Annotated in this window: 10 protein-coding genes and 1 pseudogene; 5 read left to right on the top strand and 6 right to left on the bottom strand. The window is 48.7% G+C overall.

Annotated features, from left to right (window positions below; translation table 11 throughout):
• Positions 1–191: 191 nt before the first annotated feature.
• The 4 genes from SJQ66_RS01180 (at position 192) to SJQ66_RS01165 (ending at position 5,288) form a co-directional block, all read left to right on the top strand.
• Entirely contained in the window at positions 192–1,853 is a 1,662-nt protein-coding gene (locus SJQ66_RS01180) for an APC family permease (protein ID WP_320533767.1), read from the top strand.
• Between the two features lie 56 nt (positions 1,854–1,909).
• Positions 1,910–2,191 carry a hypothetical protein gene (locus tag SJQ66_RS01175; RefSeq protein ID WP_024903749.1) on the top strand — a complete coding sequence of 94 codons (282 nt, stop codon included), beginning with the start codon at positions 1,910–1,912 and terminating at the stop codon, positions 2,189–2,191.
• A gap of 808 nt (positions 2,192–2,999) precedes the next feature.
• The gene (locus SJQ66_RS01170; RefSeq protein ID WP_157685051.1) at positions 3,000–3,917 is read left to right on the top strand and encodes an F-box-like domain-containing protein; all 918 of its coding nucleotides are present in this window, start codon (positions 3,000–3,002) and stop codon (positions 3,915–3,917) included.
• Positions 3,918–4,238: 321 nt separating this feature from the next.
• Complete coding sequence (locus SJQ66_RS01165; RefSeq protein ID WP_320533766.1) at positions 4,239–5,288, top strand: hypothetical protein; 1,050 nt, start codon at positions 4,239–4,241, stop codon at positions 5,286–5,288.
• A gap of 281 nt (positions 5,289–5,569) precedes the next feature.
• On the opposite strand, the gene SJQ66_RS01160 is transcribed toward SJQ66_RS01165, so the two are convergent.
• From SJQ66_RS01160 to SJQ66_RS01145, 4 genes are all read right to left on the bottom strand, one after another.
• Positions 5,570–6,664 carry a hypothetical protein gene (locus SJQ66_RS01160; RefSeq protein ID WP_320533765.1) on the bottom strand — a complete coding sequence of 365 codons (1,095 nt, stop codon included), beginning with the start codon at positions 6,662–6,664 and terminating at the stop codon, positions 5,570–5,572.
• Positions 6,665–7,058: 394 nt separating this feature from the next.
• A complete protein-coding gene (locus SJQ66_RS01155; protein WP_024903754.1) occupies positions 7,059–7,946 on the bottom strand; it encodes a hypothetical protein in 888 nt (295 codons plus the stop codon).
• A gap of 269 nt (positions 7,947–8,215) precedes the next feature.
• Positions 8,216–9,301, bottom strand: coding sequence for a hypothetical protein (locus tag SJQ66_RS01150; protein ID WP_320533764.1), 1,086 nt, complete (start codon positions 9,299–9,301; stop codon positions 8,216–8,218).
• A gap of 353 nt (positions 9,302–9,654) precedes the next feature.
• Complete coding sequence (locus tag SJQ66_RS01145; RefSeq protein WP_046153736.1) at positions 9,655–10,710, bottom strand: hypothetical protein; 1,056 nt, start codon at positions 10,708–10,710, stop codon at positions 9,655–9,657.
• 873 nt (positions 10,711–11,583) lie between these two features.
• On the opposite strand from SJQ66_RS01145, the gene SJQ66_RS01140 reads away from it, so the two are divergent.
• Positions 11,584–11,799, top strand: a complete 216-nt coding sequence (locus SJQ66_RS01140; protein WP_024903757.1) for a hypervirulence associated TUDOR domain-containing protein — start codon at positions 11,584–11,586, stop codon at positions 11,797–11,799.
• A gap of 279 nt (positions 11,800–12,078) precedes the next feature.
• On the opposite strand, the pseudogene SJQ66_RS01135 reads toward SJQ66_RS01140, so the two are convergent.
• Together SJQ66_RS01135 and SJQ66_RS01130 are read right to left on the bottom strand one after the other, a co-directional pair.
• Positions 12,079–12,726, bottom strand: a pseudogene (locus SJQ66_RS01135) (IS6 family transposase); the annotation flags it as partial.
• 166 nt (positions 12,727–12,892) lie between these two features.
• Positions 12,893–13,645 carry an F-box-like domain-containing protein gene (locus tag SJQ66_RS01130; RefSeq protein WP_320533763.1) on the bottom strand — a complete coding sequence of 251 codons (753 nt, stop codon included), beginning with the start codon at positions 13,643–13,645 and terminating at the stop codon, positions 12,893–12,895.
• Positions 13,646–13,796: the final 151 nt, after the last annotated feature.

Below are 13,796 nucleotides of genomic sequence, written 5' to 3'. Positions count from 1 at the left end.
AGAGACATTTGCAGATCAACATAAATCTCACCATTGCGACAAGTATTTTCCCTTCTTTCGATTCTTTCGAATGAGTCAGTAGACACCATTCTGAAAAGACAGATTTAATAAGACGAAGGAGCGGTAGTCGGATAAACTACCGCTCCTTCGCCACACTTAGTACTTTCGTTGGCATCTGATTTGGAGTACGCATGCAGGGAACACAGACGAGGAATGGTGGCGGGTCCGCCTCACGCGTCCATCGGTCCATTGGTCCGATTGCACTGTTGTTGACAGGGCTCGGTTCGATTATCGGTTCAGGCTGGTTATTTGGTGCATGGCGAGCGGCGAAGATCGCCGGTCCGGCCGCGCTGGTGGCATGGGTGATCGGGGCACTCGTGATTTTGGCGATCGCGTTGGCTTACGCGGAGCTGGGCGCCATGTTTCCGGAATCAGGTGGGATGGTGCGTTACGCGCGCTATTCACATGGCTCGTTAGTAGGTTTCATCAGTGCCTGGGCGAACTGGATTGCGATTGTCTCGGTGATTCCAGTTGAGGCCGAAGCGTCGATCCAATACATGAGTTCCTGGCCTTTTCCGTGGGCCCATGCGCTTTATCAAAATGAGACACTTTCCACAACAGGCTTGCTGTTGTCCGCCGGCCTCGTGGTTGTTTATTTCCTCCTGAATTATTGGAGCGTGCAGATTTTCGCCCGTGCCAATTCGCTGATCACGATTTTTAAGTTCGTCGTGCCTGGGCTGACGGTCATTGGTCTGATGGGCAGCCAATTTACCGTTGCGAACTTCGGTCACTTATCGGCGCCTACCGATGCCGCCGCTGGCGGGGGCGTGTTGGGGCAATTCGCGCCATACGGCTGGTCGGCGGTGTTTACTGCCGTGGCGACTAGCGGCATCATCTTTGCATTTAATGGCTTTCAGAGCCCCGTTAACCTGGCGGGTGAAGCGCGCAACCCTTCGCGCAGTATCCCGTTCGCGGTGATTGGCTCGATCCTGCTCGCATTGGTGTTGTATGTGCTGTTGCAGGCAGCCTATATTGGCGCTGTAACGCCTGAGCAAATCGCGCAGGGGTGGAATCATATCGATTTCAGCTCGCCGTTTGCCAACCTGGCAATTGCCTTGGGCCTGAACTGGCTGGCGTTAGTGCTTTATATCGACGCGTTTGTCAGCCCGAGTGGGACGGGTATCACCTATATGGCTACCACGTCGCGGATGATCTTCGCGATGGAACGCAATGGCACGCTGCCGGCAATTCTGGGCAATGTGCATCCGCTATATGGTGTGCCGCGTCCGGCGATGTGGTTCAACCTTGCTGTCTCGTTTGTTTTCCTGTTCTTCTTCCGTGGCTGGAGTTCACTGGCAGCGGTGATCTCTGTTGCAACCGTGATTTCCTATCTGACAGGACCGGTCAGCGTGATGGCGCTGCGCCGCCACGCGCCGGACTTGAAGCGACCGCTGGTGCTGTCCGGCATGGGTATTGTCGCGCCGTTGGCGTTTGTGTTTGCTTCGCTGATTCTGTACTGGGCGCGCTGGCCGCTGACGGGCGAGATCATTGTGCTGATGGCCGTGGCGTTGCCGGTGTATCTGTATTACCAAGCCAAGCATGGGTGGCAGGGGTGGAGTCATGACTGGCGTGCGGCGCGCTGGCTGATCGCCTATCTGTTCGTCATGGCATTACTGTCTTACTTCGGTGGCCGAGAGTTTGGTGGCAAAGGTTATTTGCCGGAAAATTGGGACATGCTGATCGTCGCCGTCATTGCCTTCCTTTTTTATAGCTGGGGTGTGCGCAGTGGCTATCGGACGCCTTACCTCGACGAAGCCAAGGAAGATAACGATCCGGAACACGCCGGTCATTAGGCGAACGCGGCAATCACGACCCCGTAGCGATGACTCGCTGCGCGGCTGCTACAACAATGGAATTATCGCTGTCTGTCAACGCAAAAGACGATACTGAGATCGATTGTAGCAAAACCGATGGTTTCCGCTACGTTGCCGTGTTCCATCCCGACCGTCTGGCACATACGTGCGGGCCAGCCTCGATCGGGAAAAATGAACTGGCATCTGGCGCCTATGTGCTTGTGCTGCTGTTTCTAAAGCAGGCGCATCCAGAATTTCGACCGCCTATATACAATCATTTCGGCGGACTCTTTGTGCAATGTTCGAAAAGTCGCTCTCCAGAATACCGCAATATCTGAGCGGCGACCGGTTGGGTTTTAGCGGCGGCATCATTGAACTAGGTTCGCCATGAAGTCTGCGTGATGGCACGTTACCCGGCCAATTTATAGCGCGCTCACAATATAAGATATTTAATCGAGCGCGGTAAGTGATCTGGACACCTTAGTTTCTGTTGTTGTGAAAAGTCGCGAATTGTTGGATCGTACAAAGCTATTCTGTCTAAGTGCTACAGGCAATACAAGCAGCAAGCAAGCAGCGTTGTGCCGTAACCCTTAATTATTAGGAGGCTGGGACAGGGTATCTACGTTTCCAGTCAACAGAGTCTTTCAAGACGCATAGGGGTGCAGTTAGTAAGTCATACTAAGTAAAAATTTGGCTCTTCTGGCATTCCTCGTCCGAGATGTTCTTGTTTTCAGCAGATAAAGGAGTACAGGGAAATTTTGCTTGGCGCTATACCGAGCAAGGTGTTTTTTAAATGGTACCGCTGCCAGCTCCACTGGCCAAGTATGGCTTGCACACTTCATCGCTCACCTTTGTATTGCACGCGCGCCAGAATGGCGTATCGAAGCATACGAATATACGACTCGGCTCATTGATCATGCTCATCTGTAATGATGATCAAGTGATACGGCGTGCAGCGATCTTGCTAAGAACGCGAACTAAATAAGGTTGATGGTTACTCAGTCTCATCTACTGTTTGTTTCTAGGAGAAGGCAAAATGGATATCGCAAGAAATGCGCTTTCGAGCCTATGACAATGGGTAACTTACGACACCTCGCGCGCTGATGAAGTAAGTCCTGATTCTGAAAAAACGCGCATCGAAATGATGTGCCCACTCTACCGAATGAGCTTATTATTAATATCGCATCTTTACTTCCGAAAGGCGATCTACTTAATTTAGCATCAACCAATCGACGATTTTATACAGACTTATTGTCACAACGTCAATCGATTCGTATGGTCGAGGATTTCTACGCGAAAACCGCATTGGCATATGGGGATTTGGCGGATCGTATGCCATCACTCCTAGACGATCTGAAATATAACCAGAACGTTGCGATTAACGCCATTCGCGCTGTTAACGTTTCAGCGATGCGGCCTTCAATGCTACGTGATTTACTGGTGGCAGTACCCATCAACGCGTTGGAAACAATAGTTCCTGGATTTTTTAAAAAACAAGCTGACGTGACGATCAGCGTGTCTGAGATTCAACCGTCCTTAATACAAAAGGTGCTAAATACGTTGTTCTGGTCCACCCCGGTGGTTGCGGCTAAAGATTACGGTCCTATAATTTATCAAGACCCGAACGCTAATAAAGATACGCTTGCTGAATTTGATGCTGATGCTTTTTGTCAACTAATCACCCAGCAGGAGAATATGATAAACACGCCACCTGAGTCCTTATCCGACGCACTCTCCTTGATCGACCTTGCAGTGGCACGGTGGGCTGTACGTCATACGTTCGATGATTGTCGCGTGTCACCTTGCGATCTGTTAAAGATGACAGATAAAGCGCTTTGGCCCGCAATGCTTGATTCGCTGTTAGCGGCACCTATAGAGGTCACGTATTTGCAAAGCGAAATCGGGCTATTCGCTCAAGAATATGATGGATCAGGCGGTCGTATTTCCAACAATGTCAGGAGCAAAGTCGTAGATTGGTTTCTTGTCGAAAAAAATTATAACAAAGATCAAATTGAGGATGTGATGCTTTGCCTATTTAATCGGAATGACCCATGGAGCTACTAATAAGATTAAAGATTAAACACTATTTTGCTGGAACAAATTTCTGCAAAATGTTGAAGGGTGCTTTAGTCCTTACGAAGGGGTAAAGGGGAGTACGGCATTTCTTGCATGGGCCACGTATTGTTAGGTTTGGATTGAACGCTAAGGCGGTGGAGGAATTTTATTAGTGGACATAGGTTTCCACGCCAAACTCCTGAACATCAATCATTATTTTTTTTAATAGGGTTCGATTTCATGGTAATCCTCAATTTTTAAAGCGATGCGAACTAAGTCAGATCATGCATGATAAAATTTGTTGTACGATGAATTTATTGGAAATTTAAAATGGATATCGCAAGAAGTACGCTTTCAAGTTTGCGGCACTTAGTGACCCATGATGATCAAGTATTTTTTGACGCCGACGAAAGTGCACATCGAAATATTATTTGTGAACTACCAAATGAGTTGATTTATGACTTTGCATTTCGGTTGCCGGAGCGACATCTATTCAATCTTGCATCTATAAACCAAAAATTTTATAAAATATTCTGCTTGCAATGTAAATCTATCAAGATAACGAAATCATTCTACGATTATGTGTACAAGGCGAGCATGGAAAGCGATCCATACGACTTCGTAATTATGAAGAGTATTATGACTTCAGAGGCTGATGCGCTTAAAGTTATCCGGATCACCAGTATTTGCACGATGCAACCGTCGTTTTTGCGTTCTTACGTACAATCCGTACCTTTAGCCGCTCTCAAAATCATACAGCCAGATTTTTGCTTAAAGCAATACGATGTTCCAACGAGCAAGTCTGATGCCTTTGTGTCATTAATAAATAAGGGGATGGATAAGGTGTTTCATGCTTTTTCCTTGCCCGTTGTTCCGATCTTGAGCTTGCTAGAAAAGCCGATATGTTATTTGAACGGGAACGGTAAAATTAATTTAAACGAACTTGGATTTGATACTAGCGCTTTTTGTGACGTTCTTACCAAACAGGAGCAATTGGTAAAAACATTATCCACTGCTGATTCACTACCCCTAGCTAAATCCGACGCATTCGCCTTGATTGATCTTATAGTCGCACGGTGGACTGTGCATCATACGTTTGATAGTTGTTGTATGTCGCCAAGCAATTTGCTAGAAAAGACAGATAAAGTCCTTTGGCCAGCAATGCTCGACTCGCTTCTATCGTCCATTCCATCAGAAAATTTAAGCGATGCAATGACGCTATTCATTGAAGAGTACGACGGCTCAGCCGGGTACATTTCTCCGAATATCCAAAAGATGATTTTCGAATGTTTATTTTTTAAAAAGAAGCTTGATATAGATCAAATTAACATTGAGATGCATAACCGATTTAACGCAGAACTGCGCTATTGCGTACAATGAAATTGAAAATTACAAGAAAACCAGATGGTCGTTGATGAATTGCTGTAGACGTAACGAGATGGTGGTAAACCAACGTGCTGATCATGAAGTTTTTGGCATGGATGCATGATGCGGCTCCGCGCCCCCTTGAATTGAATGCAGCACAGTACGAGACCAGTAAGACACGTGCGATCTCTCGTGCCGTACCTACGGGGTACGTCGTCAACGGCGCGGGCATCGGTGGCTGGATTCTTGCCGAACATGCAGTTCGGAATGAACCACAGCCGCTGCCAGAAAATACTTCAACTTCCAATGGAAGACAACCAGTTTATCCAGTTGGCAGAGCGCATCGATCGGTTCCCAAAGTTAAAATACGGTGCGTTCGCAACTGTCATTTTCTCGGCAAGAATCACGAAAGCGGTATCGTCGGCACGCCAATTTTCGCATAGACTATCAAAGCTTGCTCCTGGTGAGGGATTCACATGTTTATGAAGATTTAGGGCTATACCTTCGTCAATGATTTGCCATTGCACATCGCGTGTTATTCCGAAGCGGGTTTGCAGCATTTCTCGAATAACGGTGCCTTTATTTTTGCTATCCCGAAAAGCACCGGGTAAGTCTCGATGGAAAAACATCTCATTTGCCAAAGCTTTCGCGAATGAATCCGACACTTTTTCTACGGTGCCTTCGTAGCGATCCAGGAAAATTTTGATTGCTTCCAGGATGTGATCTGCTGGGATATCGACTAGCACTGAATCAAACATGGCAGGCCAGAAAGCGTATTTCGTGTTCGAGATCAAATAAATCAATTCCTTGCTCGTACTAATCGCAGCAGGACCGCAGAGATGTTGCGTAACTATAAGGTTGATGGAAGAAAGTGCATCAGCCTGAGATAAAAATGGGAACGATATCAGATCCTTTTGTTGCGCGACGGTGGTTTCGATATGATTGACATAGACGCGTTGCTCTGCAGGAATGCGGGTATCCAAAGAACGCCTGTTGCGTGGTACGTCTACAAGTAATTTTCGTAATAAAGCCGGCTGTGCTCGTTCGATGCTGACATCTTTTATACTTGATAGAATAATGGGGAATGAAAAGACCGGAACCGATGCGGTTCGGGTAGCCTTGATTTCTGAAAGCGCCTTGAAGAGGGTAGGGAACAACGCGACCATTTGGGCATCAAGGCGCTTACATGCTGATCCGAGTTGCAGTATTGCATGCATCGAGAGGCATGATGTGGTCGCCCTGAATAGTTCGTCGGGGAGCTCATTCAAATAGTCCGAATATACGCTTTTCCTGGACTCGATCGTTGCTTGTGCGACGATAAGATCATCATCGGTATTTTGGTAAAATACACCGGGTAAGGTACTGCTCAATAAATCAGTCAGAATCTGCATGGTTGTGCGTGCGAAAGTTGTGTATTGATAAGGTATGTGAAATTTAAGCCGTCCCAGTTCGTAGCGTCGCCGAAGAGATGTTTCGCCATGCGAATGTTCACCTCGTCAATCGTGTCGTTATTAGAGTAGGTAATGCTTTGTGCCGGCGATGGTGAGGTTGGGGCAATGCTGTCTGAACAAATCTGCAAGACGATGTGGCGTACGAGCACGCATCCGCTACGCAATCCGCGATAACACGATGCCAGTTACCCGACTTGGCAAAATATGCATGGTTCTCAGCAGCGAGAACGCGTAGCTCTGATGACCTATGGAAGCCGATATCGCTTGTTGTGGCATGGACACTTGGTCTGCGACGTGAGCGCCAAGCATACGCGGAGGCTGGAATATTGAGGATTTAGACGAGGCAACTCACATAGACCCTCGTTGCAATGCGATGATTGATCGCATGCCACTGTGCTTCGGTCATTACACCAAATCTACGATGCATGACTGATCGTACGTCACCCCAATCATTACAGTCATTGACTAACATGATCACCGCCAACTCGGCGGCGAGTCGCGTGGATATATTATGGACCGTTCCTTCGTATTCCTCGGCGAACAATGTTATCTCCCGTTTCAGTTTGTCTGGTTGAATGTTCGCCATCAAGGAGTCAAGCATTGCAGGCCAGAACGCCTTGTTTGTCATTTTCAGCAAATCGAAAGGGCGGTTTGCGCATCGTTTGAACGATGCGCAACCTGCATATCGGGCAACAATAAGGTCTATTAGAGAAAGCGCATCAGATTGACATCGGGGAGGCACCGCTATTTCGCTTTCCTGTTGCGAAATGGCATCGTAGAAAGGCCCGCTATCAAAACCATCATCACAGCCTCCAGGCGAGGTATCGAAACGTTGCGATCCTGCTTCTAGAGTCAATACCAGGTCGCGGAGCAATGCCGGCTGCTGCGTACGAATACTAATGGCTTGAATGCTGTTTATCGCTTGCGTGAAAAGCTTACCCACCGGCGTGCCCGAAGATAGGTTTTTGATATCGACGACAGCTTGAAATGTTGCAGGGAACCTACAGCGCAAAAGGGTGTGGAGTTGCTGATTCGCTGACGCGAATCGCACGATTGAATGCGCTGGGAGCAATGCAGCGACGACAATCACGAGGTCACTTGATAGTTCCAACAGGTGGCGCTGTTTAGCGCTATTAATGGAACACGCTGAGGTTTCATCCACATCGTTGTAGAGTGTGCTCCACAAGCCTAGATATGCCAACGCATTGCCTAACAGTTGCATGGTAGCTGTGCCGGTCGAGTCGCATACGATTGAGTATAGTAACCTTCTGTCTGACTAAATTTGCAAAAGCGGCGAAAAAATATAATAAAAAGCGAAGTAAAAGTGGCTGTCGAAGATGATTTGTTGGGCAAGTAGACTCTACGCGATGTGTTGACACCGTCTGACCTTCGCCATCCTTGGTGGACGGACGGCGTTGGGAAGAACAAAGGTAAGCTTGGCGTTGCTTTTGGCTTATCGTTGTTCTTTTTTCGTGAGAAAGCGCAAGAGGTTTAACGCGATTCGATGAATTTTTTGTATAGAATAGGACGCTCGGCGAGGAGAATATCTTCCACAAGTTTCCTGAACGACGCGTCATGGAGACGCCAATTCTGACATAACTGTTCGATGCGGGGAACGATTGGATAATCCAATCGTCGATATATTCCCGAAGCGATATCTCGATCGACTGCTTTCCACTGCGCTTCGCTGCTTACCCCAAAACGTCGATGCATAATTTCGCGAACGGCGGGCCCTTTTGCATGAGGATGAATTCGCGGGGGCAATGGTCCGTTAAAAAAAAGCTCTGCAGCTAACATCCCCGCCAGCGTGTCTGATACCGCGTCTAATGTTCCGTCGAACCTTCTGCAAAATATACTGAGTTCAAACACTAGACCGGCAGCCGGGACCGTCGTCACTAGTGATTCGAGCATCGCAGGTAAAAATAATGGGTTTGTATTGGTAAATAAATAATAAGGATTGCTTTCACCGTGACTAAAAGAGTCTCTTCCAGCATATTCCGCTGCTTCGAGGTCGATTAAATCGAGGGCGGCTCTTAGCGATTGCAGTGGCAGTTCTATGCACTGCTTGGCGGCTTTGACTGCACCAGACAAAACGTGAAGGTAGATATATCCTCGGTGTCTGACAGATATCTCACTATCGACCAAACCATCAACGTAAGGAAGCGTCAAGGCGTCGGCCCGAATCGACGCAGGTGTAAGGGGAGACGGCAGTTTATAGGAATTTATATAGGCATTTGCTGCCGTTAAGAAGTCCATTTCTGTCTTTGCGCTGGTCCTTACGACGTCTTCGGATGCCATAGCGTTCGAGATGATATCTGGCGTCAATAAGGCGCTGAGATATCGGCTTGATATTCTAAGATTTGATAACGTGTTTGCGGGAAGGGGCGCTGCCAGCTGGACAATCAGGTTGTCCGGCAATACTTGAAAATTCCCTACGTTTCGCTCTGTGACAGCCCGCACCATAAGCGCCTCATGATAGGTATCACTTATTTCCGCGATCGGGTGGACGTCATGAGATGGGGCTGCATTAACATGATCACGATACCCGTCGGACGATAAGGTACTAAGTTTTTGCATAGGTTATTACTCGGAAAATTTGCCTGCCAAGTTCGTGAGTGACTTCACGAACCAGATAGTTTGAATAGGTAGCGAACACTTGGTTGGAAAAACGAAGAGTGATGATGGCAATATGCATTTATTTGATATGCTTGGCGCCGCCATCATCCGCAGATGCGGCAAAGGAAGGGGCTGCCGATGGGAACCTATGAGTCTGCCATGACGCATATGCGGTGCGCTTTACGCCTTTATGTTACAAGCGTGGAGGCAACGTAGAATTGCATGCCGTCCAACGCTATCGCGAAGCAACCGCAATTAAAACGACGAACGTCCAACCGATGATGTTGTCTAAACCAGATATCGGTGGAGAATGTTCACCAGATACTCCAGCCCCATGTTTTATCCGGCATGCTGATCATCGGTCTGTTGCCAAAATCATATCTCGGGTTAGCGGCGAGGGCTGCTGATTCTGCCAAGACTACAAATTTCTCATCGTTGGTGCGCCATCGTGTGCATTCTGCATCGAACGCCGGACCGGGCGGTTCCGCACGGAAATGGAGATGAATGTGTGATGCGATGGCGTGATCAATAGTACGCCACTGCTCTGAACGCGTAACGCCAAAACGTCTTTGCATTTCTGAACGGACATCTGCGCCCGACCGCGTGTTGCCGAAGAACAAAGTAGTTGCCAGAACGCAAGCAAGCGGGTCAGATATCTGCACCATCTGATCGTCGTACTTTTCCAGAAATGTAGCAATTTCCGCCTTCAAATCTTGTGCCGGGATATCAATGATCAAAGACTCGAGCATTGCAGGCCACCATGCTTTTTCGCTTGTTTTCAAAAAATTAAAATGCGTTATCTCCGTAGGCTTGAAAACCCGCGACCCGGTGGAAGTGGCAACAGTCAGATCAATCAATGCAAGCGCGTCGAGCGTGCACCGTGGCGGCAATGGTATGAGTCGAGTTTCATCTGCGATCGCTTTGTAGAATTTATTGCTGTCAAACATGTAATTTCGCTGATCGTCGTCGGACCATGCGAATTGTCGAGGGCCCGATATCGTTAAAGCCAGTTGTCTGAACAAGGCTGGTCGTTGTGCGCTAATGCTGACGGTCTGGATGCTCTCGATGGCGCGAACGAAGGGCCAAGCGACGGAAGTATCCCGTCGCGCTGCTTCGATCATGGAAAGAGCTGTGAAAGTGGATTGGAAATTCGATGTTAGTAAAAAATGAAGGCGTTTATTTGCCAATGCAAGTCTGAGCAGGGTCCGTGCGGACAGAAGTGATGCAAAGGCATCGACGATCTTTTCCGGTACGTTAAAAGGATTGTCTCGATTTGTTTTATCGGCAGGCGCCGGCTCCTTGCCGATGAGCAGATTGTCATTTTCGCTGTCGTTCCAAAAATAAGAAAAAATATCGTTCAAAGCTTGCATGATTATTTATCCCACTGTTATGAGCGTTGGAACGCCCAGAGACACGGCATCTTTTTGAAGAAATGCCGAATGATATCCGCGCCTTTTATTGAGAGACGTATGAGGTGTAGGTAACCTGCAATATGTGCAGGTTCGGGGGCGCTGGAGAAAAGACATCTCGTGAAACGAAGAGGCACTTGTGCTCGTTGCGTTTGGTGTCGGCGCAGTCCGCAAGAAACCGGGCTTTAAGCCTTCAGCGTGATTCTGATGCGCAGAAGAGGCAACCGATAAACTGGTTTGCTCGATGACAAGTGTGGCATCTCTATCGGCCGCTGCCTTCAATTTTTGCTCATACTTTATCTGCTTTGCAGACCTTCGGCACGCTGCTTCAACCGATGAAATGTCTAAAAACTGGATTGCAAGGTTGGTTGCAAAAGCGCGTAGAGATTTTTTTGCTAAACCGAGATTGACGAAGGCCTGCGCTGCGCGGTGGCTGCTTGCGACACAGATTCTCAATACATTGGGTTACCAAGCCCATCATACTTCTCAAAAAATAGCGTGAATTCATATCTCAAATTCGCTGCCGAGCCGTCTAACAATAAACCCAGCATCGTCGGTCAGCCGATTTGCTGAAAGCTTGATTGATATTCGAACTGCAACAGGGCAAGGAGACGTTTGCGTGTAAATTCGAGGTGGAACAGTGCAAATGCAGTGGAGCATGGAACAGCGCATGATGACAAAGGCGTCCGATAATGTCCAAACACCATTCAGCAAAGGACTCTTTCGGCTGGAACCTAACATTCGGCATGGTTCATTGCTTTGTCACGGTCCAAATGGGCGCGGCACGACATTTGCTCACGCTCCGGTACGATATTACGATCAAGGAACGGCATCATGATCAATCAGTGGAAGCTCGGCGACCACGTCAAGTGGCAGACACCGCAGGGTGAAACGAAAGGAAAAATAGTACGCATTTTGCGTGAGCGAGTGCATCTGGATGGTCACACGTTTGATGCCAGTGCCGATGATCCACGCTACGAAGTGGAAAGCATGAAATCTGGAAAGCGTGCGGTTCATCGCGGGGAAAGTTTGCAAGCCGCGGGTGGCTAGGTCTTCGTTCGGTCTAAGTGCAAGCACGGTGCTGCAATGGGCTCTCCCGGTATGCGCGTTGATCGTATCTCAGGGCGGAACGGATCGATCAACTCTTTTACGATCGACGGCGATTCGTAACGGTGCGATTTGGGTTCGCATGTTGGGTTTGCGGGTTCTGGTGCAAACAGGTAAGAGTGTTGAGAATGTTCCTACATGTAGGATATTGTATGAAGAAGACAGAACAGCATTCCATACGGCAGGCATAGCGGCATGCTTGAGACCGAGTTTAGTCAGATCGAACTGGCCCTTGCGAATGCGATGCATCAATTCGATGCCAGAGATCGTTACCGCGGCATTTGCGAACCATTTGAGGCCAAGCATCGCGTTCGTTCTCGATTTGATGTTTCGATGGCCCTGCTCAATCAGATTGTTCAGATACTTCGAGGATTGGACCTTCGTGTCTTCGGGCAGCAGGTTATCGACCTTCATTTCCCGCACCGCGCGGTGCGAGGCAGCGTAACCGTCGAGCGTGATAGTCTCTGGTGACTGGCCCTGGTGCCTGGTCGCCTCGCGAAAAAAGGCTTTGGCTGCGGCCACGTCGCGTTTGACCCCGAGTAAGAAGTCCTCTGTATGGCCATCTCGATCGACCGCCCGGTACAGGTAGACCCATCTGCCACGAATCCTCATATGGGTCTCGTCGACCCGCCACGATCGACCCGAAGGGATCGCAAATCGGTTCCAGCGTTTAACGAACTCCGGGGTAAAGCGCATCACCCAGTGCATGACGGGGGTGTGAGCCAGCGATAAACCGCGCTCTGCCATCATTTCCACCAAATCACGTAGGCTGAGCTTGTAGCGACGGTACCAGCGCACGCACAGGACGATGATTTCTTGATCAAAATGTCGACTATTAGACAGCACATCTCCGCCTTTGCGCTTGCTCATCAGCGTTCACCCGATTGTTGGGCTCAATACTTTAACCGATTCCCACCGGCTATTTGCACCAGTGCCCCTTTTGGCAGGTTGCGCCATTGTTAAAAACAGCACAGCAGTAGGCCATCGGTCGATCACCGGATTCGCATGGAGGAAGTGAGGTTCGTTGAGACTGCTTCTACCTGAATCGGGAAGTTGCCATTTGCCACGCGAGTGCCCACGAAATCGTGTTTTCGGGGCCATGATATTCGTCACAAAATAGTCTGATCTCGGATTTCAGATGACACGCAGGGACGTCCATCAACAATGAGTCAAGCATCGCCGGCCAAAATGCTTTGTCGGTTACTCTCATGAGATCGATAGGTTGCATTGCGTTGTCATCAAAAGATTCGTAGGCAACGAAATGGGCGACAAACAAATCGATCAATGCGAGCGTATCGGATAGCAATTTCGGCTGCGGTGTGATCATGGCGTATTGCGCGCTGATTGCTTTAAAAAAACAGCCGTTATCGAAGAACTCTGTGTCCCAGGTACAACCGCGTCGTCTGTAGTTCGTCGGGACGGCCAAGATCAGTTCTCGAAGCAGCGCAGGCCGGTGCGCGGATACGCTTGCTGCTTCGATACTCTTGATCGCCTGGAAGAAGAGCCAGCCAGCGGGTCGTCCCGTCCGCACTTTTCCAATTTTTTGAATCGCGGTGATACTTGACGGAGATAGGGGAACAATAAGTGTCCGGAGCCGCTTGCTCACTAATCCAATGTTGAAAAGCCCACGCGCTTGAAGCGCGGTGAAAATGGTGGTTAAAAGCTCATCGGGTAGTTTTTGCAGCGTACCTGGATTGGGTTGCCTGTGAATATTTTCGTTGTTATCACTGTTGTCCCGCTCAACGCTTTCCGAGGAGAGATACGTCAATGCATAGGTGATGATTCGCATGGCGATGGACGGAAAAGATCGTTTATAAAAACGATGAGTACCGTTCAGATTGTCGACGTTCGTCTGACCAACGCATATTTATCGCGCAAAACGAAGCGAACCTGTCGTCTCGGGTTCACGGCGCGCATTTGTTATGAAAGACGTGCCCGAG

The sequence above is a fragment of the Robbsia andropogonis genome (assembly GCF_034047095.1).
In the GTDB taxonomy this organism is placed as follows: domain Bacteria; phylum Pseudomonadota; class Gammaproteobacteria; order Burkholderiales; family Burkholderiaceae; genus Robbsia; species Robbsia andropogonis.
Note: the sequence above shows the minus strand (reverse complement) of the source record. Positions and strands in the feature narration are given on the sequence as shown.

What these genes read in the sequence shown, in the direction of transcription:
- SJQ66_RS01165 (WP_320533766.1), top strand. Translation starts at nt 4,239, where the DNA reads ATGGATATCGCAAGAAGTACGCTTTCAAGTTTGCGGCACTTAGTGACC.
- SJQ66_RS01160 (WP_320533765.1), bottom strand. Translation starts at nt 6,664, where the DNA reads ATGCAGATTCTGACTGATTTATTGAGCAGTACCTTACCCGGTGTATTT.
- SJQ66_RS01155 (WP_024903754.1), bottom strand. Translation starts at nt 7,946, where the DNA reads ATGCAACTGTTAGGCAATGCGTTGGCATATCTAGGCTTGTGGAGCACA.
- SJQ66_RS01175 (WP_024903749.1), top strand. Translation starts at nt 1,910, where the DNA reads ATGGAATTATCGCTGTCTGTCAACGCAAAAGACGATACTGAGATCGAT.
- SJQ66_RS01150 (WP_320533764.1), bottom strand. Translation starts at nt 9,301, where the DNA reads ATGCAAAAACTTAGTACCTTATCGTCCGACGGGTATCGTGATCATGTT.
- SJQ66_RS01140 (WP_024903757.1), top strand. Translation starts at nt 11,584, where the DNA reads ATGATCAATCAGTGGAAGCTCGGCGACCACGTCAAGTGGCAGACACCG.
- SJQ66_RS01130 (WP_320533763.1), bottom strand. Translation starts at nt 13,645, where the DNA reads ATGCGAATCATCACCTATGCATTGACGTATCTCTCCTCGGAAAGCGTT.
- SJQ66_RS01145 (WP_046153736.1), bottom strand. Translation starts at nt 10,710, where the DNA reads ATGCAAGCTTTGAACGATATTTTTTCTTATTTTTGGAACGACAGCGAA.
- SJQ66_RS01180 (WP_320533767.1), top strand. Translation starts at nt 192, where the DNA reads ATGCAGGGAACACAGACGAGGAATGGTGGCGGGTCCGCCTCACGCGTC.